This is a genomic window from Streptococcus sp. LPB0220, assembly GCF_008727815.1.
Classification (GTDB): Bacteria; Bacillota; Bacilli; order Lactobacillales; family Streptococcaceae; genus Streptococcus.
Map to the genome: position 1 here is coordinate 1,979,092 of NZ_CP044230.1, position 25,287 is coordinate 2,004,378.

The 25,287-nt window shown below is 46.1% G+C and carries 17 protein-coding genes; 4 read left to right on the forward strand and 13 right to left on the reverse strand.

The genetic code is table 11. The features are described 5' to 3' along the window. Positions 1-30 precede the first annotated feature (30 nt). Positions 31-1,323, reverse strand: a complete 1,293-nt coding sequence (locus tag LPB220_RS10035; RefSeq protein WP_003014816.1) for an adenylosuccinate synthase — start codon at positions 1,321-1,323, stop codon at positions 31-33. Positions 1,324-1,642: 319 nt separating this feature from the next. On the opposite strand from LPB220_RS10035, the gene hslO reads away from it, so the two are divergent. Together hslO and dusB are read left to right on the forward strand one after the other, a co-directional pair. Further along, entirely contained in the window at positions 1,643-2,515 is an 873-nt protein-coding gene (hslO, locus tag LPB220_RS10045) for an Hsp33 family molecular chaperone HslO (protein WP_061591390.1), read from the forward strand. Continuing rightward, a complete protein-coding gene (dusB, locus tag LPB220_RS10050; protein ID WP_003012894.1) occupies positions 2,502-3,479 on the forward strand; it encodes a tRNA dihydrouridine synthase DusB in 978 nt (325 codons plus the stop codon). The genes hslO and dusB overlap by 14 nt, the downstream gene beginning before the upstream one ends. A 191-nt stretch (positions 3,480-3,670) precedes the next feature. Here dusB and LPB220_RS10060 read toward each other — a convergent pair whose 3' ends face one another. The 11 genes from LPB220_RS10060 to LPB220_RS10110 all read right to left on the reverse strand — a co-directional run bounded on the left by LPB220_RS10060 (position 3,671) and on the right by LPB220_RS10110 (position 22,860). Further along, positions 3,671-4,357 carry a YoaK family protein gene (locus tag LPB220_RS10060; RefSeq protein ID WP_150906667.1) on the reverse strand — a complete coding sequence of 229 codons (687 nt, stop codon included), beginning with the start codon at positions 4,355-4,357 and terminating at the stop codon, positions 3,671-3,673. A gap of 129 nt (positions 4,358-4,486) precedes the next feature. Continuing rightward, positions 4,487-5,263 carry an NUDIX domain-containing protein gene (locus tag LPB220_RS10065; protein ID WP_150906669.1) on the reverse strand — a complete coding sequence of 259 codons (777 nt, stop codon included), beginning with the start codon at positions 5,261-5,263 and terminating at the stop codon, positions 4,487-4,489. Continuing rightward, on the reverse strand, positions 5,264-6,046 hold the full coding sequence (pnuC, locus tag LPB220_RS10070) for a nicotinamide riboside transporter PnuC (RefSeq protein ID WP_049498178.1): 783 nt from the start codon (positions 6,044-6,046) through the stop codon (positions 5,264-5,266). A 10-nt stretch (positions 6,047-6,056) separates the two neighbouring features. Continuing rightward, positions 6,057-7,118 (reverse strand): AAA family ATPase, encoded by a 1,062-nt coding sequence (locus LPB220_RS10075; protein WP_003009019.1) that lies wholly within the window; start codon positions 7,116-7,118, stop codon positions 6,057-6,059. 164 nt (positions 7,119-7,282) lie between these two features. Continuing rightward, a complete protein-coding gene (locus LPB220_RS10080; RefSeq protein ID WP_037608145.1) occupies positions 7,283-8,008 on the reverse strand; it encodes a hypothetical protein in 726 nt (241 codons plus the stop codon). Between the two features lie 164 nt (positions 8,009-8,172). After that, positions 8,173-8,580: a DUF4430 domain-containing protein gene (locus LPB220_RS10085; RefSeq protein ID WP_070587783.1), complete on the reverse strand. Its 408-nt coding sequence runs from the start codon at positions 8,578-8,580 to the stop codon at positions 8,173-8,175. Beyond that, a complete protein-coding gene (locus LPB220_RS10090; protein WP_118096111.1) occupies positions 8,558-9,046 on the reverse strand; it encodes an ECF transporter S component in 489 nt (162 codons plus the stop codon). The genes LPB220_RS10085 and LPB220_RS10090 overlap by 23 nt, the downstream gene beginning before the upstream one ends. A 9-nt stretch (positions 9,047-9,055) precedes the next feature. Continuing rightward, entirely contained in the window at positions 9,056-11,485 is a 2,430-nt protein-coding gene (locus LPB220_RS10095) for an ATP-dependent Clp protease ATP-binding subunit (protein ID WP_049485777.1), read from the reverse strand. Next, positions 11,486-11,950: a CtsR family transcriptional regulator gene (locus LPB220_RS10100; protein WP_049472688.1), complete on the reverse strand. Its 465-nt coding sequence runs from the start codon at positions 11,948-11,950 to the stop codon at positions 11,486-11,488. 216 nt (positions 11,951-12,166) lie between these two features. Then, a complete protein-coding gene (locus tag LPB220_RS10105) occupies positions 12,167-15,877 on the reverse strand; it encodes an alpha-L-fucosidase (RefSeq protein WP_150906671.1) in 3,711 nt (1,236 codons plus the stop codon). A gap of 104 nt (positions 15,878-15,981) precedes the next feature. Beyond that, positions 15,982-22,860: an Ig-like domain-containing protein gene (locus LPB220_RS10110; protein WP_150906673.1), complete on the reverse strand. Its 6,879-nt coding sequence runs from the start codon at positions 22,858-22,860 to the stop codon at positions 15,982-15,984. 239 nt (positions 22,861-23,099) lie between these two features. Here LPB220_RS10110 and LPB220_RS10115 point away from each other — a divergent pair, with 239 nt between their 5' ends. Then, the gene (locus tag LPB220_RS10115; RefSeq protein WP_150906675.1) at positions 23,100-23,717 is read left to right on the forward strand and encodes a hypothetical protein; all 618 of its coding nucleotides are present in this window, start codon (positions 23,100-23,102) and stop codon (positions 23,715-23,717) included. 79 nt (positions 23,718-23,796) lie between these two features. On the opposite strand, the gene LPB220_RS10120 is transcribed toward LPB220_RS10115, so the two are convergent. Further along, a complete protein-coding gene (locus LPB220_RS10120; protein WP_003001978.1) occupies positions 23,797-24,318 on the reverse strand; it encodes a Dps family protein in 522 nt (173 codons plus the stop codon). 155 nt (positions 24,319-24,473) lie between these two features. Between LPB220_RS10120 and LPB220_RS10125 the strand changes: the two genes are divergently transcribed. After that, complete coding sequence (locus LPB220_RS10125; RefSeq protein ID WP_003002130.1) at positions 24,474-24,944, forward strand: COG2426 family protein; 471 nt, start codon at positions 24,474-24,476, stop codon at positions 24,942-24,944. The last annotated feature ends 343 nt before the right edge of the window (positions 24,945-25,287 follow it).

Here is a 25,287-nt window from a genome sequence, read left to right on the forward strand (position 1 = left end):
TTTCTGTCCCACTCTCTTATCTTCATTTGCTTATAAACTAGACCACACACTTTCAAGGATATTGGTTTGGTCACGATCTGGTCCGACTGAGAAGGTTGAAATGCGCACACCAACTAATTCACCGACACGGCGGACATAGTTGCGGGCATTTTCTGGAAGCTCATCCAAGTGGCGGACACCTGTGATGTCTTCTGACCAGCCTGGTAATTCTTCATAGATTGGTTTGCAACGTTTGAGTTGCTCCAAGCTTGCTGGGTAGTGGTCGATGCGTTCCCCATCCAAGTCGTAGGCTACACAGATTTTCACTGTATCCAAGCCGGACAGAACGTCGATCGAGTTCAAGCTAAGGTTGGTAATTCCTGACACGCGACGGCTATGGCGCATGACAACTGAGTCAAACCAACCAACACGACGAGGACGACCGGTTGTTGTCCCATACTCATGGCCGACTTCACGGATCCGATCACCCACTTCATCGAAGAGTTCCGTAGGGAATGGGCCATCACCAACACGGCTGGTATAGGCTTTACATACACCGACAACCTTGTCGATCTTGCTTGGGCCGACACCTGATCCGATGGTCACCCCACCTGCGACTGGGTTTGAAGAGGTTACAAATGGATAGGTTCCTTGGTCGATATCCAACATAACCCCTTGGGCTCCTTCAAAGAGCACGCGCTTGCCGTTATCCAAAGCATCGTTCAAGATAACAGAAGTATCGGTTACATATTGCTTGATTTGTTGACCATATTCATAGTATTCTTCGAAGATATCGTCAAATGACAGAGCCTCTGCATCATAGAGTTTGGTAAATTGACGGTTCTTTTCTTCCAAGTTGATACGAAGACGTTCCGCAAAGACGTCGCGGTCCAAAAGGTCCGCGATCCGGATTCCCACACGCGCAGCCTTGTCCATGTAGGCTGGTCCAATCCCTTTGATGGTCGTTCCGATTTTGTTGTCGCCTTTAGACTCTTCTTGGAGACGGTCCAATTCGATATGGTAAGGAAGGATGACATGGGCACGGTCTGAAATGCGCAAACTGTCCGTTGTCACACCTTCTTCATGAAGATAAGCCAACTCTTTGACCAATGATTTAGGGTTGACCACCACGCCGTTTCCGATGACAGAGATCTTTTCAGGGAAGAAGATACCAGAAGGAATCAAGTGCAACTTGAACTTTTTGCCGTCGATTACGATGGTGTGCCCGGCATTGTCCCCACCTTGATAGCGAGCAATGACTTCTGCATTGGCTGATAGGAAGTCTGTAATCTTCCCTTTTCCTTCATCACCCCATTGGGTTCCTACTACAACAACTGATGTCATAATTCTTTTTCATATACCATAGATAGTTGCCTATCTATGCCTTTCTTCAAACTAAGGGCAGGAGTCTCACCTGCAAGTTTGTCTTACACTCTATTATAAGCAATTTTTAATGTTTTTTCAAGATCCACTCGGCTATCGTTTATTTTTCTCCTTTCTTTTTAAACCAACTTCTCTATGAAACTCGTCTTTTACTTGGAAATTGCTTCTTTCTAGAAATAACGTTCGGAATTTTCTTTTCTTCTCGTCCTTCTTCTGAAACGACTGATTTTCGGAATTCTCCTTGTCCCCACTTTGCTTGATTTGTGCTAAAATAGTAGGTATGGACAAAATTATTAAAACTATCTCAGAAAGTGGTGCTTTTCGTGCTTATGTACTAGACAGTACAGAAACTGTACGAACAGCCCAAGAAAAACATCATACACAAGCTAGCTCCACGGTCGCACTTGGCCGTACCCTCATTGCCAGCCAAATCTTGGCGGCAAACGAGAAAGGAGAAACTAAAATTACGGTCAAAGTCCTTGGGACTAGCTCACTCGGAGCTATCATCACCGTGGCAGATACCAAGGGAAATGTGAAAGGCTACGTGCAGAATCCTGGAGTGGATATCAAGAAAACCGCGACCGGTGAAGTTCTGGTCGGACCATTTGTCGGAAACGGAGAATTCTTGGTCATCACAGATTATGGTACGGGAAATCCTTATAACTCCATGACCCCTCTTGTAACCGGTGAAATCGGAGAAGACCTGGCCTTTTATCTGACAGAAAGCCAACAAACACCATCTGCAGTTGGACTCAATGTTCTGTTGGATGACGAAGATAAGGTTAAAGTGGCGGGTGGCTTCTTGCTCCAGGTCTTGCCAAATGCCAAGGAAGAAGAAATCGCGCGCTTTGAAAAACGCATCCAAGAAATGCCTGCCATCTCCACACTTTTGGAATCTGAAGACCATATTGAAGCTCTTCTTGCCGCTATCTATGGGGATGAACCTTTCAAACGCCTCTCTGAAGAAGGACTTCGCTTCCAGTGCGACTGCAGCCGTGAGCGTTTCTTGAACGCTTTAGCAAGTCTGCCAGCTAGTGATCTAAAAGAGATGAAAGACGAAGATCACGGTGCAGAGATTACCTGCCAATTTTGCCAAACCCACTACCACTTTGACGAAAATGACTTGGAGGAACTCATTCGTGACAAATCTTAATACGCCATTTATGATCGGGGATGTCGAAATCCCTAACCGTACTGTCCTAGCCCCAATGGCTGGAGTGACCAACTCGGCTTTCCGGACCATTGCCAAAGAACTGGGAGCAGGGCTCGTTGTGATGGAAATGGTCTCTGACAAGGGAATCCAGTACAACAATGAAAAGACGCTTCACATGCTCCATATCGATGAAGGAGAAAATCCTGTATCGATCCAACTCTTTGGAAGTGACGAAGATAGCCTCGCACGCGCAGCTGAATTTATCCAAGAAAATACCAAGACCGATATCGTCGATATCAACATGGGTTGCCCGGTGAATAAGATCGTGAAAAACGAAGCGGGTGCCATGTGGCTCAAGGACCCCGACAAGATCTACTCCATCATCAATAAGGTTCAATCCGTCCTTGATATCCCCCTCACTGTTAAAATGCGGACGGGTTGGTCGGACCCTTCTCTAGCAGTTGAAAATGCGCTCGCTGCTGAAGCCGCGGGTGTCTCTGCCCTCGCCATGCATGGACGAACTCGGGAGCAAATGTATACGGGTCATGCGGACCTTGAGACCCTTCACAAGGTTGCACAGGCCCTAACTAAGATTCCATTTATCGCAAACGGAGATATCCGTACGGTTCAAGACGCCAAACAACGGATCGAAGAAGTCGGTGCTGATGCGGTCATGATTGGTCGCGCTGCTATGGGCAATCCTTATCTCTTCAACCAAATCAATCACTACTTTGAAACAGGAGAAATCCTGCCTGATTTGACTTTTGAAGACAAGATGAAGATTGCTTACGAACACTTGAAACGCTTGATCGATCTCAAAGGTGAGCACATTGCCGTTCGTGAATTCCGTGGCCTCGCTCCTCACTACCTCCGTGGTACCTCAGGTGCAGCCAAACTCCGCGGAGCCATCTCTCAAGCCAGTACCCTTGCTGAAATTGAAGAACTCTTACAATTAAAAGCATAGAAATACAAAAAGCGAGAGTGGGACAGAAATCGGTAATTCGTTAGAATTCGATTTCGTCGTCCCACCTCCGCACAGTTGAGTAGGGCTGTAAAAGCTGATGAAATCAGCGTAGTAGAGCCCACGCAACCACTGCGTCTTGCTCGACAATCCAAAAATAATTGAGAGGCTAGGACTTTTGTCCCAGCCTCTTTTTATAGATTGTCTGTTTGCAGGCCGAGTTGTTTGACTCTGGCGGTGTAGTAGGTCATGATCAAAAAGAGGTTCACTGTGATCAGCCAGATGGCCCATTGGTGAATGAAATGCATGAGAATGGCTACGCTAATAGCTCCCGCAATAAAGCTTCCAACGACAATCCCGTAATTCATCGCTTGTCTGCGATACTCGTCCAAATCTCCCTTTCCTCGAGTGATTCGGTACAAGGCCGTCAGCATCTTGCGGTAATTTCCGGAAGTCATAAAGATCACGTAAGGATGGGTTTCAATCAAGCTCCCTGTAAAGGTCAACATCATCATCCCTGTTCCAAAAGCAATAAAGGGAACTTCTACAGGTGGTATGACAGACACCAAGGGAATCAGGAGTGTTACCACAAACAAAGGAATCAACATCTTGGTCCGCCAAAAGGCTGTCTTGCGATACTCTTTGATATGGAGTGCAACCAAAAAGCCGATCGAGAAAAATAGAATAGATGAAAAACGCATGATGGTATTTTCGACACGGGGATCGTGCCAATCAGCGATGAGAAGCAGGAGGTTCCCCGTTTGGGTCGCGACCAAACTCCGGTAGTGCATGTGGCAAAAAACATCGAGGCCCCCTCCGATAAAACCAAGCAGAGCCCCCATCAGTCGTGTATTTTGTGGTAAAATTATTTTTTCTTCCATAGTCTTGTCTCTTTTGATTTCAATTATGATTATTATACCACTTTGCACACAAGTGGAGCAGGAAAAATCAGAAAAAGCCCTTCCGTTACTAAAAGTAAGGGAGGGCTGGTAGAATGAACCCCGCTCGATCTACTGTTTTAAGCGATAGGTCTTGCGTGGTTTTTTCTTAGGAACCCGCTTGACACCCACTTCCTCCACGAATTCTCCGAATTTTACGAGGAAGTTATTGCTAACGATGGGGCGTCCAGGATTGATCAGATTGACCAACTCGGTTGCTTCATAAACGGTGAAAGGCTCCTCTAACAGATAGAGGAAGGTTGGATTCCAGTCTAGACGACCCTGAATCCGCTTGATCGATTCTTGAATAATCTGATAGTGGTCAAAGGCAAAATCAGAAGCAGCTAAGGATTCTCCATCGAGCAAGCACTGGGACTTTTTGAAGTCGACATCGAGAAAAACGACTTCCTTGGCATCGTCACCTGCATGAGCTAAGTCTACTGCTTCTGCTGGCAGATAGACCAGATGGGCAATGGTAATGACCCAGCCTCTGGGGTCCCGCCCAGGGGTGGAAACTGTCATGAGTTGTTCCACCTTATTCACTGGAAGATCGAGCCCAACTTCTTCTTTGACTTCTCGGATACAGGCATGAGTCGCATCTTCATCCTTGTTCACAAAGCCCCCCACCAAGGCGAGGCGGTGTTGATAAGGGTGGGCCTTGCGGCGAATGGCTAAGAGCTTGAGCTGGCCTTCAACAAAACAGTAAGCTACCATGTCCGCTGTGACACTTGGAGTTTCATAAGTCGGCAGGTCTTGCTCCTTGTACCACTTGAGAAAGTCTGCTTCACTAGCGGCCGTCTCAAAATACTCTTTCTCCGTCATTCCTGCTGGAATTGAGAGACTTGCCATCTAAGCCACCTCCTTCTTGAGGGCTTTGGTCCATTGGTACCAGCCCACTAGGCTATTCAGCGTGTAGACCCAGTACATCCCTTGGATGTGAAGGCTCTGATCCCACCAGAGATAGATACTAAAGACGTTGGTCGCAATCCAGAAGATCCATTGCTCCCGGTAAAGGCGAGTCATTAGGAGCTGACCGACCCCATTGGTCGCATCGGTGATACTATCGCGGAAAGGGCGAGCGCTATGGATGCTCTGATACGCAAAGCCCATACCAATCCAAATAACAGCACACAAGGCCAAGTAGCGCATCCACTCAATCAAGTTCAATTTCTTGGCTTCAAAGTGAGATTCTTCGACCTTACCTTGATCATTGATCCGATTAGAGAGCCAAACATAGAGACCGATCGGTTGCATGATGAAGAAATAAAGAGTTGTCAGAACTTCCCCGTAGAAGTTCTTATTGAGGGCTAAAACGAGGTAGATCGCTGAATTCACTGCTCCAAAAAGGTAGTTACTAGCACGCCCTTCTGCAACCAGGATGACGCAGACAATGCCTGTCCAAGAGGCAAACAGTCCCAGCCAATCATGCTGTCCTGTCCGATTGGTCCATTCTAAGAAGAAGGGAACACTAGAAAGAAGGAGGAGATAAATCCATTGAAAGGCTGTGCGTCCTACAAAAAGGTCCTTCCATAGAAGTTTCATAATATTGACAAAGCCTTGCTTTTTCGCTTCTCGGTGAACATTTCTAAAGTCTTGGCTAAAAGTTGCGAATTTTTCAGATAGGTTTTTCATAAGCTGCTCCTTAGTCGGCTTGGTAAATGGCATCGATCACCTTCTTGGCTTCTTCGTAGTTGCCGAGGTAGTCTGATGCGAGGAAAGTGGTCGGAATGTTTCCTAGGTATTGCTGGCGCAATTGGTCCAGGTAATTTGAAAAGCTGGTGCGGATCTCTTCGTCAGCCATGGTCATGTCTCGGAAACCATCATTGACATAGGAACCGATCGGCTGGACAAAGAGGATCAAATCCCATTTTTCTTTGGAGAGAATACTGACAAAGAGGTTGTCAAAGGTATCAGTCATGCTGGTATCCTGACCTTCGACTTCCATGTAGTAGTCGTAATAACCCTTGGTTACCAGGGAATTGGTATCGGCGATGACAAGGCCTCGATTGGCACTACTATCGATGAGCTTAGAGGTTTGATCATACTGTCCTAAGAGTAGGTAATAGTAATCTTTTGGCGTGAGTTCATCATCCCGCACATTGTTCTTGATCTGGTATTCACGGGCATACTCAAGACTAACAGGTGCATCGTAAAAGCGAGCCAAGTCCTTTGCAAGGGTCGTTTTCCCGTTGCTGGCGCTCCCCATGATCAAGACTTTTTTCGTGAACTGGCGACGGAAGGGCTGGGCAATGTATTTCCAGTATTTGCTGGGATTTTCCCGGATCATGGTAGCAGAGATCCCGAAGCGACGCTCTTCTAAGTGAACTTCAAACCCTCTAGCTTCCAACTCTTCCTTGTAGGCTTTCTCCCCTACATAAAAGATCAACTCTTCTGTCTCTGTTTGATACTGGATGGTGTTTAGGGCTGTCTGTAACCAAGGCTCCCAGCCCAAGGGATAACGAGGAAGTTCTGTCTCATCTAACTTATAGACTTGGGTCAACTCATCATTTGAGAAGGCTTCACGGATATAACGGAAGCGTTTTTGTAAGGTCAGTCCCACTTCTTCACCACGATCCCCTTCATAACCAGATACAATGACACGAACGCGATCACACTGACGCTTGGCCCGCTGGATCAGGTCAATATGCCCTTGATGAAGAGGCGCAAAGGTTCCAAAAACCAGGGCAATTCTTTCTTTTTTCATATGAACTCCTTTTTATAATTTTTTATAAATAGATTTCCTTTATATTTTTATTATAAACTATATTTTCTATCTGTCAGTAGTTTTTTATAAAAAAATATATTTTTCTTCAAATCAACAAAAAAAGATCTGAAAAGAGAAGCTTATCCTTTCAGATCTTTCGAATTTTATTCACGAGTGAGGGAGTGGCTAACACCGTCTTTAAGAACCGTCACACTAGATACAGAGCCATCTTTTCCAACTACGATATCTAGAGTCGCCGCAGACCCATCGCCTGCTGAGAGATTAGCATGGTAATGACCATCATCCAAGGTATAGTTATAAGCGCTGATACCATAGGCTACGGGTTGGCCCCCAGGAAGTTGGATGGTCACTTGACCACCTTGGCCAATAGTGACTCCAGTGTCGCGTTTGTCAGACCAATTCCCAGCTGCTGCAGAGAAATCCCCTGCTGCCACAGAATAGACTCCCTTGTATTGGGCATTCTCCGTCGCAGAAGCTTGCTTCTTAGCCTGGGCATGGCCGTCTTCTAGACTTGGCAATTTTGCTTTCGCTGGTGTTGCTGGAGTGGCTACTTCTTTTGTTTCTTTTGTTACGGGTGCTGCTGGTGTCGCTTCTTTAGCTGGAGCAGGTGTTTGACTAGCTGCTGCTTGGTTATTTTTGCTACCAACAGTATGACTTTCTTCTGATTTGCTATCAGAGGATGAAGAGGCAATCGGATCTTTACTAGTGATCACTTTTTTCTTAGAAGAAGAGCTGGTTTGTTTAACCAGACTGGTCTTTGAACTGCTTGCTTCTGAAGTTTTTTCTTCTTTATTCCCGCCACAAGCTCCTAGGAAAAGACTAGCTGTCAAAGCTAGGGCTGCTAGGGAAATGATTTTTTTGTTTTTCATGACAGAACCTCTTTTTTGTAACATTTGTAATATTTTGTAACATTATTGTAACACTGTTATATGAGGCTGTCAATAGTTTCTCAAATATTTTTCTAATTTGAAAGAAATTTTAGGTAAGTTCCTAAACTTTGCAAAAAAAAGCCGGACATACTGTCCAGCTTTTCTTATTTATACACTTCTTGATAGAATTCGATCTTGTCCCCTTTTTTAACGGTGGTTTCAGCAGCACCTTTTGGAGCCATTTCGCCATTGATCTTGTACATCCAGTAAAGACCTTTTGCTTCATCTTGGCTGTGACCGTCAATCGAGGTGATCATGCCATTTTTTTCTTCAATCTTGTAGTTGGCTTTGAGCACTTTCATGAGGTTGCTCTCTTCTGCTACTTTCAAGGTTTTCGATTGCGCTTTTTGACCTTCTGGCGTCACGCTAATCGTAATCGAAATTTCGTTTTTCTTGGCAACTTCTGTGCTAGAAGCTGTTGTTTGATGGTTTGTGCTATGAGACGAAGCGCAACTCGCTAAAAGAAGAGCTGCAAGTAAGGTCATCAAGCTAGAAATGGTTTTTTTCAACATAAAATCTCCTAAAGATTTGATAGATAATGGGATAGAAAATGATCGTCGACAGAGCATGGGCAAGGTTAAAACTAAAACCATTGACCAAAGCATAGGTCCACCAAGGAATATGGTATATCAAGGCATAAACACTATCGATCAAGACCCCATAAGCAAAGGACAGTAGGCCCACAAAAAGGATCTGAAGGACAAAGGGCAACCACTTGTAACTGATGCGCCAAATGAGCATCAAACAGCCAAAGGCGACAATCTGAAAGAACACAATCAGGCTCATCCCCAGGAAAAAGACGGAGACAAACATGGTGATCATCATCACAAGAAAAGCAAAGCTATACCCTTCAAATATCACCAAGAGAAAAAAGATGGCAGAAATAGGTTGGACATTTGGGAAAGGGGCAAAAGCCTGACGTAGAGCGACACAAAGGGCCGCCAAAAGCGAAATACGGGTTAATCGCTGAAGCGTCATGACATCCTCCTAGACAATCTCAAACTTGATCGTTCCGGCTGTCGTTCCAACCTTGATCGTTTGTCCTTCTTGGGCTTGGCCTTTCAGCAATAGCTCTGCTAGTTGATCTTCCACTTCGGTCTGCAAGACACGACGCAGTGGGCGAGCTCCCATTTCTGGATCGTAGCCTTTGGTTGCTAGCAACTTGAGCGCTGAAGGCTGGAATTTGAGGGTCATGCCTTGTTCGGCCAAGGTCGCGATGAGCGGTTTGACCATGACTTTCACTACCTGCTGCATGTCCTCGCTTGAGAGACTATGGAAGACCACCTTTTCATCAATCCGGTTGATAAACTCTGGACGATAGGTCTTCTTCAACTCTTCAAACATGCGTTTTTCCATATTGGCTTGGTCAAAGCGGATATCTTTGGCACCAAAGCCAACGGTCTTATCATCCCGAAGGGCTGTAGCTCCCAGGTTTGAGGTCATGATGATAATGGTATTGGAGAAGTCGATCTTCCGGCCTTTGCTATCGGTTAAGACTCCGTCATCCAAGACTTGCAAAAGGACATTGAAAATATCTGGATGGGCTTTTTCCACCTCATCAAATAAGAGAACTGAATATGGTTTGTTGCGGACTTTCTCGGTCAACTCGCCTCCTTCTTCGTAGCCCACATAGCCTGGAGGGGCTCCGTTGAGGCGGCTGGCCGCGAATTTTTCCATGTACTCACTCATATCAAAACGGATGAGGGCCGATTCATCATCAAACAAAACTTCCGCCAAAGCTTTGGCTAGCTCTGTTTTTCCGACACCGGTAGGTCCTAAGAACATGAAAGAACCGATCGGACGCTTGTTGCTACGGATCCCCGATTGATTGCGTCGAATAGCCCGACTGATACTCGAAACGGCTTGGTCTTGACCAATCACGCGCTTATGCAATTCTGCTTCTAAGTTTAGGTACTTCTTGGCATCGGTTTGGGTCAGTTTTTGAGTTGGAATACCGGATAATTGGCTCAAGGTCACCAAGACATCTTGGTCAGTGACTTCTTTTTTGTAGACAATGGGAGCGGCCTCTACTTCTAAGAGCTGGGCTGCTTTCTTCCACTTGCCATCCATCAAGGCCCGATCCAAGGCGGTCAACTCTTCTTTTACGTGACCGTTGGAATCGCGGTTTTGTACGGTAGCTGCCGCTTCATCCAAGAGATCAATGGCTGAATCTGGCAATTGACGACTAGTCAAATAGCGGTGGGCATATTTGACAGCTGTTTCGATCGCTTCATCGGTAATGGTCACATGATGGTGGTCCTGATAAGTCTCTTTCAAGCCTTGGAGAATTTGGATGCTATCTGCAACACTTGGCTCTTCAATGGTGACTTTCGCAAAACGCCGAGAGAGGGCTGCATCTTTTTCGATATGCTTTTGGTACTCATCTTGGGTCGTTGCCCCAACTGTACGCAAGGTTCCCCGTGCCAGGGCTGGTTTTAGAATATTGGCTGCGTCTAAGGTCGAATCAATACCGGATCCTGACCCCATAATAGTATGCAGTTCATCGATAAAGAGAATCACGTGACCGTCTTCTTCGATGTCCTGGATGATATTGTTCATCCGTTCTTCGAAGTCCCCACGGAAGCGCGTCCCTGCAACGACATTCATGAGATCCAATTCTAAGACACGCATTTGCGCGATTTCAGCTGGAACATTGCCACTAGCGACCCGCTGGGCCAGACCTAATGCAAGAGCGGTTTTTCCGACCCCTGCTTCTCCCACCAATACAGGATTGTTCTTCGTCTTGCGGCTGAGGATTTGGATCATGCGTGAAATCTCTGCATCCCGGCCAATCACAGGCTCAAGCTGGCCTGCACGCGCCATTTCTGTCAGATCACGGGTATAATCTTCAAGACCTCCACTGGTGCTTGGGGGCATGCCCATCATATTTCCCATGGTTTGGCGGTTGGGGTTTTGGGCCCGATAGAGACTCCGAATGGCTTTGATATCATTCTTGTCCCAGCCTGCTTTGTCTTCTAAATTCTTGCGAAGGGAGGCAATAGGAACTCCCTTGTCTTGCTCTGTAAAGGCAAAGCCGGCAAACTCCATGACTTGGCTCGCCAAGGTTCCACGGTCTGCTAGAAGAGAGAGGAGCACATGCTCTGTTCCCAAGGTCTTGGCATGAAGAACCTGGGCAATCTCTCTTGCGTGTTTCATAATGGCTTCCATCCGATAAGAAAATGGGAAGATTTCATACCGATTGTCGCTTTGAAAAGCTTGGCCTGTAATATGCTCCGCTGCATCCTGAAACTCATCGATCTGCATAGGATAATCGTTCAGTACAGAACCTGCCACGCTATAGGGATTATTGGCCATAGCCGTCAGGAGATGCCAAGTATCTAAGGTATGCCCCTGATAGTGGCCTGCTAGTATTTGGGCCGCTTCTATACTTTCTAACAGTGCTGTTGAATAGTTCATCTAGTCGGTATTTCCTTTTCTATCTACTTGTTGAATGATTTTTTTCAGCATCGTTGCTCGTAGGATGAGAGCATCTCGACCTAGGACCTCATCGGAGGTCGTCGCAAGCAACAGCTGCGTTTCACGTTTTGTCAATAATTTTTCTTCATAGAGCATCTGGAGGATATCATTAAAGACCTGCTGGCTGATGGTCTCTCCAATATTGGCTGCCAAGTCTTGGAGCATCTGATGGTGATCTGAAAACTGGACCTTGCCAATGCGGATATAGCCCCCACCACCGCGCTTGCTCTCTACAATATAGCCTCGACTCTCGGTAAAGCGAGTCTTAATGACATAGTTAATCTGACTGGGTACAACCTGAAAGACATCGGCTAACTCACTTCTTTTGAGCTCTGCCATGCCAGCTTGAGCCAGCAAGGCCTTGATATAAGCTTCAATGCTATCAGATGTGTTCTTATTTGCCATGATGCTCCTTTCTGGCTTGTTTTTTTCTAGATGGATGCTCTGTTCTTCGCCCATAAAAAATGGTCTTGGAGTGTTCCTTCTCATCATTGACCTTATTTGACTATTATACAATTTTTACGGCTGTAAATAAAGCAAAGACTCCATGGAAATAGGAATCTCTTAAGAAGGCAAAACAAAAGAGGCTAGTGAGAACTAACCTCTTATGCGAAGAAGGAGCTACTCTTTGCGACGAGCGAATTTGGCGCCTCCGCCCAAGAATCCTAGACCAAGAAGACCTAACCAAGCAAACAATCCACTTTGTTTTGTACCGGTTTGAGGAAGTTTTCCTTCCGATTGTAGAGAAGGACTTTTAACCACTTCTTTTTCCGGATGGTCTGAAGTCGAAACAGAAACTGCTTCTGGGGTTTTCGGTTGCAAGAGAACAGGTCTTCCTTTTTCTTTTTTGTCTTCAGCTTGAGAAAGAGTCATAACTTCTGGTTGCACCTTACTTGGGGTGACAGGAGTGGTTGGAGTCGGCATATCAGCTATCAACGGACTTTTTTCCGCTTCCTTCGTTCCGACTTCTGTGATCTGGTCCTGGGCCTCCACTTCGACAAAGGCATCGACTTCTGTCCGAATTTCTTTGCCTTCTTCTTGTCGAACCTCGATTAATTTCAAGCGGCGTCCGACCTTCCCTGCTTGAAGGATTCGGCTTTCTCCCTTGGCCAAGTCCTTGTTCTCACGCGTTTGACTCTCAAATGGAATCTCCTCTGCTTCGATGAGAAGTTCTGGCTTTTCAAGAATCAAATCCCGAACACCTTCTTCTGGGCGTATCTGCGTCAGCGGTTCATAATTGCGAGCATCTTCTAAGATGGTTTCAAGGGCTTCGACTTGATTAGCTACAGCAACCAAATCTGGTCGCTCTTGATCCAGCAACTGAGTCAAGACCGTCAATTGTCCTTGAACCGTCGGTTTGAGGTCTGCTTTCAAGCGATCGAGAGAAGCAGCCTTGATCTTTTCTACTCCTTCTCTGATGATCTGTTGCAGCTCTTCTTGACTGAGCAACTGACTATCTTTCCCTGAGAGGACAAATCGGTCCACCTGGATGGCTCTGGATGACTGAGGGTCATTGAGGGCTGGATCCAGATGCAAGCGTAGCTGGTGGTAGCCTTTTGCTAGGCCTTGCAGATTGACCAAACTCTGGTCGAGCTTGCGTTGATCTCCGTAGCCACTGAAATAATGATCGCCGTCGATCTCATAATCATGGCCACGCCCTTCTTCGAAGGCCATTTCTTTCCCATCCAAAGTGACGCTGTAGAGACCATGACTTGGAACAACCACTCCTCGGACCTCCACGCCTGTGCCCTTAAAGGTAATGGTCACTTCAATGTGTTTCTTGCCTTCCTCATCGGACACTTGGTTAAAGCTGGACCAAGATTCTGTGCCATTTGAGAAGTCTTTGTTGTCTGTCTCATGATGCCAGCCTTGGTTATAGTGCAGTTTTGGATCTTGGTCATCCACTTCTTTGCGATTTTCTGGCAACTGGTCTTCATTCATCACTTGAACTGTCAGTTCTGGAATAAAGCCGACCAAGCTTCCTTGATCCGGATGCAACAATTTGACCTTAAAGTCATAGACATCGGTCGCTTTTCCTGCAAAATCAAGGGTTGGAACTTGGACTGTTTTTTCCGTCTCTCCATCTGCGAACTCAAGGGTGACGTTGGTATCTTTGTAGACCTTGCCATGAACCCCTGTTCCTGGTTCTGTGATCAATTTCAGACTGGCACTTCCTTTAGAGCCACCTTTTCTCTTGACGACGACTTGCGCTGGGTCGCCTTTCTTAACAGCTAGGGTTGGCTGAGCAAATTCAAAGAGACCCTTTTCTTGGTTATTGAGAGCATAAATCCCTTCCGTTGCGATCGCATCTCCCTTGCTATTGACCAAGGTCAAGGTGTGAGATCCTGCTGTCAAATCCGGTGTTTCATAGACCTTTTGGCTACGTTTGCGGCTTGGGCTTTGGGTATTGATGGTCGCTAGCTTTTGGCCATCGACATAGACATCCATTTCCCCATGACCAGGGTCGACAGTTGCGATCACATAGGCCTTAGTGCCTTCAAACTGATAGGTCACCGAAGCTCCCTTTTCTTTGGTCCACATAGAGGTGCCTCGAACGCCTTCTCCCTCTTCATTCCATTGGCCATTGGCCCGCTCTGCTGTCCGGTCAGAATGATAAGTCAAACCAAGCGGATATCCATCGGTTTCTTCAATGCTAGCTGGCGTCTTATAGACAGAGACTCCGTTCAAGATTGGAGTAGCTTGGGCATCGGTGATGGACACCCGGATATAGCGACTATCAACTGGTTGCCCTTTGATCAATCGGCGGTATCCTACGGTTGAGCCAGCACCATATGGAACCCATTGGCCATTCACTGCCACATCAATGGTGAAGCCAGAAATCCGTTGGCCTTTCTCGATGGTTTCTTTAAGCTCTACCACATCAAAATGCTGTTCTTTTCCAAGATCGAGAACAAAAGAGCCGGTCTTGGCATCATCTGCAGGTGCCCAACTGGTCTTTTCATCACCATCTGTCAAATGGCTGGCCTTGTAGAGCGGATTGCGTCGTGTCGAGTCAGCTTCTACCAAAGCTCCTGCCGCATAGTTCACACTGTAGAGTTGGTCCAAGGTCTGACGGAATTCTTTCAAACGGGCCACATCGGCATCCGCAAATTTTCCGTCTTGGTTGGGTGGAATATTGAGCAAGAGTGGAGTTCCACGGCCGACCGATTTGAAGTAAATGTCCATCAATTCGCGCAAGGACTTAGGCTCTTGATTGTCATGGTAGAACCAGCCGGAGCGAATAGAGACATCGGCTTCTCCCACTGAGTATTGCTTCCCTTCCGGATCCCCGTGATTGAGGTAGCTGTTGGATGGATTGTTGCGGATCTTATCTGGATTGACCTTTTGCCAAACCGGATCTCCGGCAATCCCCTTTTCATTTCCAATCCAACGAACATTGGTCGGCTCAGCTGAGAAGATAGCAATATCCCCTTGGGCCTTACGAATGGCTTCAAACCACTTGTCGAAAGTATAGGTGACCTTTTGAGCCCCATCGCCACGCGCTCCATCCATCCAGACTTCTACGAACTTGCCCTTGTTCCCATATTTTGGATCTTCAAGGATTTCCTTAAGCTGGTTGAGATAGTATTCATTATATTGGTCCTCTGTATCCACATGGTAGAGCGGACTGTGAGCATCCCAAGGTGAGAGGTAGACCCCCATGTCCATGTCATACTTGCTGGCAGAAGCAGAAACCTCGGCTAGGACATCGCCTTTCCCATCCTTCCAACCGCTTTTAGCAATGGTATGGTCGGTATATTTGGAAGGGTACAAGAGGAAGCCATCGTGGTGCTTAACGACCATGATCGTCCGTTTAAAGCCAGCATCTTTCAGGGTTTTGATCCACTGATCGGTATCCAGATGCTCTGGATAGAAATAATAAGGATCTTCTTGCCCATCTCCCCACTCACGATCATAGTAAGTATTCATCCCAAAGTGGATGAAAGCTGCTAGCTCTTCGCGGTGGTATTGCATCTGAGCCTTGCTTGGAAGTGGTCCGTAATCCGCAATCTCAGTCTCCTCGTTTAGAGAAGTGGCTGGTTGGCTTGCTTCTGTCCCTTGACTGACTGTGCGATTTTCTTTCTCACTAGTAGCTGCTGAGGGTTGTTCTGATGCTTCTTGGTGCTCGTTCACAGTTTTCTCCTCCTTTCCTTGATCTCCTGCATTGCTTGTTTCAACCCGTTCTTCACGCGGTTCATTATTCTCAGCTTGTTCCTCTGCGTAACTGGTAGTAGTTCCTAAAAAACAAGTCGCTACGACTACCGAGCAGACACCTACTGAGAGTTTACGAATGCCAAATCGATTTCTCTGATCAACTAATCTTTTTCCCATATTCTATTCCTTTATGTCACCAGGTAAAGAGGGTGGGGCTTCCCCATCCTCCTTCTTTTTACCTGTGAACTTTTCACCATTTTTTACTAGTTTCTCTAGCTGTTTTACTTGGCCTTATTGGCTCTTTTTTTCTGATCGTCCAGCACAGCACTGGCAAGGCCTGCCGCTAAGATTCCAGCAACGAGGCTTGCGACGCTTTCTTCCGTTCCTGTATTTGGTAATGTACCTTCGGAAACTGGAGCCGCTGAAACTGCTGGTGTTTGAGTGTCTTTCTCGACTTCCTTCTCTATTGCATCTGTCCCTTCCTGGCGCACCGCTTTGACCTCAAGAGATGCTTGAGGAGTTGCGGTAGCTACTGGTCCTTCTGAGACATGAGGACCTTCTGGGTTCGGAAGCGGTTGTGACTGTGGCTGTGGCTGCGGTTGCGGCTGTGGTCCTGGCTGTGGCTCTGGTTCTGGCTGTGGCTCTGGTTGTGGTTCTGGCTGCGGTTGTGGCTGTGGCTCTGGTTGTGGAGTGTCTGGAAGTACTTCTTTTGTGCCCACCTCTGTAATTTCTGCCACTGGATCTAGCTCTACAAAGGCATCTAGTTCCTTCCGGCTTTCCACACCATTTTCTTGAGAAACTTCCACCAAGCGCAATTTGCGGCCTTTTTGACCTTCTTGAATCACACGTTTCTCACCTTTTGGAAGATCCGCATTTGGACGTTCTAGGCGTTCAAAGTCCATCTCTTCTGGCTCAATCACCAACTCTGGCTTGGTATGGACCAGATTCTTAACCCCTTCTTCAGGAATGGCTGAGCCTGTAGGTGCTTTTGCGGAGAGAGAAAGTTGATATACTTTTTCGAGCTTGCCATCTTCTGAGACAACCTTGACAAGCACAGGGGCATTGGCACTTTTAGCATCCACGACCGTAACGGCTGTTCCATTCTTACCTTGTGCCGAAACGATTGGACGGTCTCCCTCATACTCTAGATGATAATCTGTCACATCTGGGTTAAAGCCTTCTAGGTCTTTGCCATTCACTTGGATGGTGACATCAGTTGTTGCCTGAGCCTCTTCTGTTGGGGCATAGGCGCTCAATTCAATGATTCCGATCCCTTTTAGATGTTCATCACGGACCATTCTTAAACGGATGGCTTTGGTTCTAGTTTCATTGAAGCTGAGGTTAGAAATATAACCAGCTTCAAAGTCATAATCCAAGCTATAAGGGATCTCTTCCCAGTTAGAGGCTTGGTTAAATGGGTGATCTGGAAGATTTTTCAGATTGCCATAGTCATCTGGGACATCAAAGTCTGGACCAATATAGCGTTCAAGAACCGTCTTAGTTGGCAGACCTGTTTCCTGATCTGCAAAGAAGTCGACCGCTACTTTATTGACCAAACGCTCTGTTACTTGACCATTTTTCTTGAAAATGAGACCAGCAAAGGCTTCGGTTTGATCCGGTTCTCTCTTCCAGTTGGTCCAGCGATAGTATTCGTTGTAGCCACCATCGTTGATGTAATCGATATAGTCGATTTGGTTTGGATCGAGATCATTGGTTTCACTGGCAAATGCTCTGGTATCTTCTGCATTGTAGTCACGGTTCACAGAGAGATTTTCTCCTGTCTTTTCGGACACCCGGACGGTCAGCTGAGCTGTCAGATCATAGCCAAGGACTTTTCCTTCCAGCGTGAAGCTGCCTTCATGAGAAAGTGCATCAGCTGGTACAGCCTGCCAGTCCACCGTAAGTTCCTTGCGTTCATAGCCTGTATCCCCTTGGAAGTAGACACCTACGGTAGATGGTAGAACCAGATCTTGACCGACTTTCACAAAACGGCTGCCTGCTTCTACTGCTACTGGAGTAGCTTGTTTCAGTTTTTCTGCATCACTTGTGAGATGGAGGCGGTATTCTTGTAAGATGGTACCATCTTCCGCTTTATGGATGACACGGATTGGCTCCCCTTCATGGACGCTTGGCACAACCGTTGCAAGGCCGTGATGGCTAGCTGTCGCTTCCACTTGTGGATAAGCCCGATCACGCGCATCGATGTAGTAATCGGTCACACTTGGGTTGACACCTGGCAATACATCGCCATTGACGCGAATGGTCAACTGGCTCTTTTCTTCTGCCGCCACCTTATTGGCAAAGATCTGAATCTCTGAAATAGAGCTTCCACGTTTGCCTTCTGGTGTCTTCATGCGGATCCGAACGGCATAGGTGTCGACTTTATCAAAACTGAAATGATTCATCTTACCAGCTGCTACCGGTTCTTCAACGGTTAGGTTGCTGACTTCTTTCCAGTTAGCTGGATTGTTAAATGGATGGTCTGTTTCGTCTTTGACGCGATTTGGATTGCTTGGAACTGTTGGGATTTGTTCCCCTGTATAGTACTCAATCACATATTCACTTGGAGCGCCAACGCCGTGGTCTTCATGGAAACCAACATGGAGGTTGTCCACTGCTCGCTTGGTCAAGATACCAGAATCCCCAAACAAGATACCAACCGAATCTTCCGCATTGTCACGGCCCCAGTTGGTCCAACGGTTAGCTGGAGCATCGGTAAAGGAGATGACCTTATCATTGACCTTAGCAACTGGATCTGCATCGTTAGAGTCACTTGCAAAAGCGAGTGGCAAGACAGATCCTGTCCATTGCTCTGCTACGTTGGCCCCCTTGACTGTGTTTGCGGAAACACGAATATGAAGACGTGTTGGAAGATCCGTTCCTTCTACACGACCAGCTAGGACAACTTCTCCTTCTTTGGCCAAGAGTTGCGGATCGACCGCATCCCAGGCCACCTTAGCTGTATAGGTCTTACCATTAGAGTGATAGGTCCGCACGCTTTCTGGAAGAGCTGGTTTCTCGCCGACTGGAGTGGTGGTGCTGACTTCTTCTACAGCAATAATGCCTTCAACCGTCACTTGAGCTTGGGCTTCTTTTTCCACACCCTCTACATGACCTGTGACTTTAAAGCTATGGTAATCCTTGACTTGATCTGCGGTTACAGCATCCCAGGTCACGCGTTTTTCTTTCGGGAATCCCTTATCATACTCGACCAAGACGGTTTCTGGAAGAGCTGGCAAAACGTTTCGATCGGTGCTGATCCGTACAGGACGCACCTTCACAACCGTTTTTTCTTCTAGATTTGGCGTGATGGTAAAGCTGACTTCTCCCGTTTGTCCTTGGTAGTTGGCTTCTAAATGAACCAATCCTGCTTCTCGCAATTCCAAACCTTTATTGGTTGCGACGGCTTTTCCTTGGCTACCAGCTCTTGTTTTCACATCGATTTGATCTGCTTTGAGACTTGCCTGGCTACCATCTTGGTAATGGGCAATGACTTCAAGTGGTACCGTTTGGTCTTCCTTGAGTTCCTGTCCTTCTGGCAGACGCAATTCTAGGCGCTCGATCTGTGGACTTTCTTCTTGGAATTGGACCACATAGGTCTGTACAGCTCCCGTATCCTTAGCAGTCACAAAGATTTGGGCTTTCAAACCATTTTCGCGATTAGCTTGTAGGACCGTCACTTGAGCATTTTCTGCACTTGCTGTGACTTGACCTGGTTCTTGACCATAAGCCAGCGGACGGAAAATAGTATGGTTGCCACTACCAAATTTTGGAAGGGCTACCCCATCTATCTGAACCGTTGGTTTCTTAGCCTTGGCTACATCTCCTCCTGCAACCACTAGTGTCGCTTGGACCGTTTCCCCATTGCCTAGGAGTCCTGTCGCCTTCAAGCGTGCTCCCGGTGTAGACAATTGATCTTCTTGACCAGCTTCCAAGGTCCATTGATCGACCTCATAGTGGGCAGTGGTCCCATCAGTGAAGACTAATTGCACAGCCTTATCCACTGTTGCTAGATCTGCTCCCTGTGGGATTTGTTTGATGACTGGAAGGACTTGTTCCACGCCGATCACATCGACCAGAGCTTCGACCGTGCGTCCTTGAACATGACCTGTCACACGGACTTGGCCAGCACGGCTATAGTCTGCCGCATCCCATTCAACGGCTTCTTCTTGGGCCTTGCCATCACTATAGACCACATTGACCTTACTTGGTAAGGTTGGTTTTTCTCCTAGATAAGCACTTTGTCGAACAGGTTCCACACCTAATACAGTGCGTTCTGCTTGGTCCTTCTTACCTGTAAAGAGGCTGACTTGGTCTGATTGCAAGCGATCTGAGTCTGCATACAGGGTAAAGGCACCTGCTTGCTCAGTTGATTTGACAATCACAACCCCTTTGCCGTTAAAGGCCCGACGTTGCCATGAGCCATCTTCCTGCGCTTTGTAGCGTTCACGGCTGGCTTGTTCCCCATTATCGACACCGACAATTTGGCCTTGTCCATGCAAATGGAAATGCACCAAATTATTGGCAGTTGGTACAACACGACCTTCTTCATCGACGATTTCATAGGTAATATAGGTCAAATCCTTACCGTCCGCTGCAATCGCGTGTTCTTCTTTCAACAAACGGACACCTGCAGGCTTGCCGGCTGTTTCGACTTGATCTTTCGCGATCACTTCGCCTGCTTCGTTGCGCGCAATAGCTTCTACTTTACCTGGTACATAAGGAACCAACCACTCTAGATAGAGTTCATCCGGATTTGCCCCTTCTTGGTAGGTCCGGCCATCAGCTGTGGTCTTCTTGGTAAAGGTCTTCACTCCTTGTGATTCCCCATTGACAATCAATTCCACACTGTGGGCATTGGAGAAGGTCCGAACAGGGATCCGTCCTTCTTCATCCATGACACGATTGGCTAATTCTGGATTGTCCCAGTTCCAATGTGGCAAGAGATGCACCATCGGATGTTTCTCGGCCGATACCCATTGACTTTGGTAAAGGTAAAAATCATTCTTTGGAAGGCCGGCCGTATCGACAATACCGAAGTAAGAACTTTTCACAGGTGTGTCATTTTGGTTGTGCCATGGGGTTGGCTCACCGATATAGTCGGTACCAGTCCAGATAAATTGCCCTGCATAGCCAGCATGATCACGGTCAAAGGTCCAAGAGGCTGTCGCTGTCCGACCCCAACCAACCCGGTCATTGCCGTAGTCTGATTGTTCATAGTAGCGGTCTTCTTGGTTGCTTCCTACCCATTCTCTTTCAGGGTGGTAGTAAGAGCCCCGTGTCCGCGTCGCAGAAGAGGTTTCAGAACCATAAATGAGCCAGTTTGGATGTTTCGCCCTTAAGCTTTCATAGTTGGCTTCTGAATAGTTAAAGCCAACCGCATCGAGCTCTGCCGCTACTTTTTCATGGCCTCCTGAGCCATCGCCAAAGCGGAATTTATCAGCTCCCATGGTGACATAGCGGGTTGCATCCACGTTCTTGATGGTCTTGACCAACCGACGAACAGTTGCGACAGATTTGTCTGAACCATCTGCTTCACCGACTTCGTTACCGATCGACCACATGACAATGGCTGGATTATTCTTGCCCCGCTCTACCATGGTCCGTAGATCGTAATCTGACCAAGTATCCCCTTTCCGAGCTTCTGGGTGAGTAGCATCTTTTTCAAAGAAACGACCGTAATCGTATTGTTTCTTGCCACCATACCAGGTATCAAAAGCTTCTTCTTGGACCATCAAGCCCAACTCAGCCGCAATGTTTAAGGTTTGTTCACTCGCTGGGTTGTGGGTCGTCCGGATCGCATTGACTCCCATGTCCTTCATCTGTTTGAGACGACGGTATTCAGCCTTGTAATTTTCCTCAGCTCCAAGAGCCCCGTGGTCATGGTGAAGGGATACCCCGTGGAATTTCGTCGCCACCCCATTCAGGAAGAAGCCACCTTCTGGCGTCCAGTTGAGATAGCGATAACCAAAGCGTTCCTTTTGCACATCCACTAACTGCGAATCCCGATAAACCCGCGTATACAAGGTATAGAGAGCTGGATGATCCGTTTTCACATCCCAGAGGGTTGGTTTTTCAACATGGAGGGTTTGAGATAGGTTGATCTCTTGACCTGCTAGAACAGCTTGTGCTTCACTGCGCGTTTTTTCGCTCACCACTTGGCCATTTTGATCGACAATTTCATATTCCGCATAAATACTATGGGCTTGATCATCCTGGTTGACAATGCGGCTCTTCACCACTGTATCTACTGCCCCATTTTGCTGTTTTTCCAACTGAGGGGTCGTAATCGTAGTCCCATACTGCGCTAAATGAACCTTGTCCGTTACACTCAGCTTAACATCCCGATAAATCCCGCTACCAGAATACCAACGGCTACTTGGTTGTTGATTGACCACATGAACGGCGATGGTATTCTCGCTTCCATCCGCATTCAAATAAGGAGTAATATCATAAGAAAAGGCATTGTAGCCATTTGGATAATGACCAACGAATTGTCCGTTTACATAGACTTTGGAATCCATATAAACCCCGCCAAATTCCAAGCGGACCTTCTTATCTAGATCCTTGTCGTCCAAACGGAAAGTCTTACGATACCAAGCATCCCCTCCGTTTAATTGTCCCCCTTCATTTTGAGCAGGAGAGTTGTGATCGAAATCAAAGAAAATAGACCAGTCATGAGGAAGATCTAATTTTTTCCAATCCTTGACATCCACTTCACGCCCTTCTGCACCAGGAGCCGCATTTAATTTAAAATACCAATCTTTATTAAAATCACGTTCTCGATCTTGCACAATATCCTCCGCTGCACGATTTTGATCTGGAGCAGCTGTTTCTTCCGTTCCTGTAGCACGCTCAGATGAAGCTGAAACGGGCTGGCCTTCGCCTTGAGGCGCTGGCTTTTCCTCAACTCTGGTAGGGGTGATGACAGCTGGAGCTTCTGAAACCCTTGCACCAGCTTCAGGAACTTCTGCTTCTGAATTTTCCGTCACAACACTTGGTGTCTCCATCGAAGTCGGTTCACTTTCGAGGGCTGGCTTTTCTTCCGCATGGACCCTTGAAAGACCCAAGGCAGAAAGCCCAATCACAACAGAACAAGCTCCAACTGAGAGCTTACGAATACTAAAAACAGGACGCTTTTCAAAAAAAGACTTTCCCATAAAAACCTCCTCTTAGGATTAACAATTAAATTTGTAAGCGCTTTCTTATACCTGCGAACGCTTCCAGAAAATCACATATTAACTATACCAAAAAAAGAGGAGCGATAGGCCTCGATTTCGCTCCAACTATAGTTAGATTAAGAATTCCTTTAATTAGTACAAACAAGCTTTATTTGTTACCTACCCGTAATAAAAATATGATAAAATGATTCAACTAATATAAAAAATGAGGTTTCCCTATGAGTGAAAAAATAGAATATAAAAAAGAAAAAATTTCTTATTCCTATTCTATCGTTCCTATAATCGTGATGATTTTAATTTTTCTATTTCAAGCAATCCAATCAGGTTCTCAAGTAAAATCAACTCCCCAAGGGACCTTCTCTAGTTCAAGGCAAGAACTTCACTACTCTTCAACCCAGAATCAAATCACGTCCGCAAGGAATACCGAAGCCTCTCAGCTTTCAAGTTCAAGAAATAATGATGATTTTCTTTTTCTTTTTCTTGTATTCACCGGATTTTCTATCGCTTCCTTCTTACTTATCGCCTGCTACAATGGGATGACAGCAATTGAGCCTCCCCTCCTCACTATCACTGATGATGCTATCTATACTATTGGAAATGCATATCAAAACCAGTTACAGATGAAATATAGCGACATCCATAAAATAGAATACAAAATAAAGACTAGCTCTGCTAACGATGTTACTTATACAGATCGCTTTCTTTATTTTTATGATAAGAAGGACAAACTACTCGACAAGGTGAATTTTTCAAATGCAGAAGGAGCCGATTTTAATACAATACAAAAGCAAATTAAAGAACGCGCACCTCACATCGAATGGATTTATCCTTCCTAAATAAATTTCTACTAATTTTTCCCACCAGAAAAAACACCAAAAAAATAGAAGCCAATGGCTTCTATTTTTTTTTATGATCTTATAATCCTGGTTCTTGACCAAGTTCAGCAGCCACCATCCAAATGTTCTTTTCAAGTTCTGCTTTAGCCCCAACAAAGATATCGTTGGTTACATCATCTCCTTCAGCGTCAGTAACATCCAAAGCTTTTTGGTAAAGGCCATCAAGGTAATGGAAGATTTCAAGAACACGTGTCAAGCTTTCTTCTACATTTTTTGTAAATGTTCCACGGCGTTCTTCAATATTGCTGTGTTCCAAAAATTCAGTCATGCTAGAATATGGCGCACCACCAAGAGTGATCAAGCGTTCGCTCACTTCATCTAAGGTTGCATCCAAGCTGTCCATGTATTCGTCCATTTTTGGATGCCAAACCATAAAGCCACGTCCACGCATATACCAGTGTACTTGGTGAAGGGCAATGTGAGCCACGTAGAGATCTGCTACGACTTGGTTCAAGAGAGCTTTTGTTTCTGGAAGAGTTTCTTTATTTGAAGGTGCAAAAGTTGCTACATCAGTAGCTGCTTCATGTTTCATAGTTGTCATGTCATTTCTCCTTTTTTATAATGATTCTAATTAACTATGTCTTTATTATATGCTTCCTCCACCAGAAAGTCAAGATAAAAGATTAAAAAAGATCATAGTTGTCAATTGAGAAAAGATACGATAGAATGAAGAAGACTAATCGAAAGGCTTGACTAATGAAATATATCTTTACCTTCCTGATCTCCATGGTGCCCCTTGTTGAATTGCGCGGGGCCATCCCTTTTGCCATTGCAAATGGTATTCCATTATGGACAGCGCTCCTGATCGGAGTGATCGGAAATCTTCTCCCTGTCCCTCTGATCTTCTTTTTCGCCCGCCATATTCTTACTTGGGGGGCAAAAAAACCAATTATCGGAGGCTTTTTTAGCTGGTGTCTCAATAAGGGCCATAGAGGCGGACAGAAATTAGAAAAAGCTGCAGGAGACAAGGGAATCTTCTGGGCCTTATTGCTCTTTGTGGGAATTCCTCTTCCGGGAACTGGTGCCTGGACCGGTGCCCTTGCAGCTTCTATCCTTGACTGGGACTTCAAACGCAGTAGCCTCGCAGTCATGCTCGGAGTGATTCTAGCTGGCCTCATCATGGGAACCCTGTCCCTGCTTCTAGGAATCGATACCTTCGCACATTAAGCAAATGAATGAGCCCATGATATCAGTTCACATAATATCTTCTCTGAATCTTTCCTTAGGTGAGTACGGACGTCAGCGAACTTCTATGAAGTTCCATGACTTAGTTTTGAACCTAAAGTTTCAAAACTCCCGAGTGCTTGAAACTTCATTGTTTCAAGCACTTTTCTCACGGTGGAAAGTTTCAGAAAGTATATCGATGAATCTTCGGTAACGTCTGTTATTTTTTGAAAACAAACTTTGTTAATATTTTAAAACAGCTTAAACAATGATATAAGATATTTTCCACACAAAAAAGAGGTTTCCTTGAACCGCACCCCAAAAGTTAGACAGAAAAAATCTAACT